This is a genomic window from Streptomyces sp. NPDC107538 (genome assembly GCF_055657445.1).
Map to the genome: position 1 here is coordinate 3,580 of NZ_JBVKAY010000035.1, position 1,421 is coordinate 5,000.

The 1,421-nt window shown below is 56.8% G+C and carries 1 rRNA gene (running past one end of the window); it reads left to right on the top strand.

The features are described 5' to 3' along the window. Window positions 1-1,399: ribosomal RNA gene (locus ACZ7MG_RS43665) — 23S ribosomal RNA — on the top strand; it begins 1,799 nt to the left of the window's first position. Window positions 1,400-1,421 lie beyond the last annotated feature (22 nt).

Below are 1,421 nucleotides of genomic sequence, written 5' to 3' on the forward strand. Positions count from 1 at the left end.
CACGTGGCTGAGACCTGATGCCGAGCCGATTGTGGTGAAGTGGATGATCCTATGCTGTCGAGAAAAGCCTCTAGCGAGTTTCATGGCGGCCCGTACCCTAAACCGACTCAGGTGGTCTGGTAGAGAATACCGAGGCGTTCGGGTGAACTATGGTTAAGGAACTCGGCAAAATGCCCCCGTAACTTCGGGAGAAGGGGGGCCATCACCGGTGAGAGGACTTGCTCCTTGAGCTGGGGGTGGCCGCAGAGACCAGCGAGAAGCGACTGTTTACTAAAAACACAGGTCCGTGCGAAGCCGTAAGGCGATGTATACGGACTGACGCCTGCCCGGTGCTGGAACGTTAAGGGGACCGGTTAGTCACTCTTCGGGGTGGCGAAGCTGAGAACTTAAGCGCCAGTAAACGGCGGTGGTAACTATAACCATCCTAAGGTAGCGAAATTCCTTGTCGGGTAAGTTCCGACCTGCACGAATGGCGTAACGACTTCTCGACTGTCTCAACCATAGGCCCGGTGAAATTGCACTACGAGTAAAGATGCTCGTTTCGCGCAGCAGGACGGAAAGACCCCGGGACCTTTACTACAGTTTGATATTGGTGTTCGGTTCGGCTTGTGTAGGATAGCTGGGAGACTGTGAAGCTCGGACGCCAGTTCGGGTGGAGTCGTCGTTGAAATACCAGTCTGGTCGTGCTGGATGTCTAACCCGGGTCCGTGATCCGGATCGGGGACAGTGTCTGATGGGTAGTTTAACTGGGGCGGTTGCCTCCCAAAGGGTAACGGAGGCGCCCAAAGGTTCCCTCAGCCTGGTTGGCAATCAGGTGGTGAGTGTAAGTGCACAAGGGAGCTTGACTGTGAGACCGACGGGTCGAGCAGGGACGAAAGTCGGGACTAGTGATCCGGCGGTGGCTTGTGGAAGCGCCGTCGCTCAACGGATAAAAGGTACCCCGGGGATAACAGGCTGATCTTCCCCAAGAGTCCATATCGACGGGATGGTTTGGCACCTCGATGTCGGCTCGTCGCATCCTGGGGCTGGAGTCGGTCCCAAGGGTTGGGCTGTTCGCCCATTAAAGCGGTACGCGAGCTGGGTTTAGAACGTCGTGAGACAGTTCGGTCCCTATCCGCTGCGCGCGCAGGAATATTGAGAAGGGCTGTCCCTAGTACGAGAGGACCGGGACGGACGAACCTCTGGTGTGCCAGTTGTTCTGCCAAGGGCATGGCTGGTTGGCTACGTTCGGGAGGGATAACCGCTGAAAGCATCTAAGCGGGAAGCCTGCTTCGAGATGAGTATTCCCACCCACTTGATGGGGTAAGGCTCCCAGTAGACGACTGGGTTGATAGGCCAGATCTGGAAGCCCGGTAACGGGTGGAGGTGACTGGTACTAATAGGCCGAGGGCTTGTCCTCAGTTGCTCGCGTCCACTGTGTT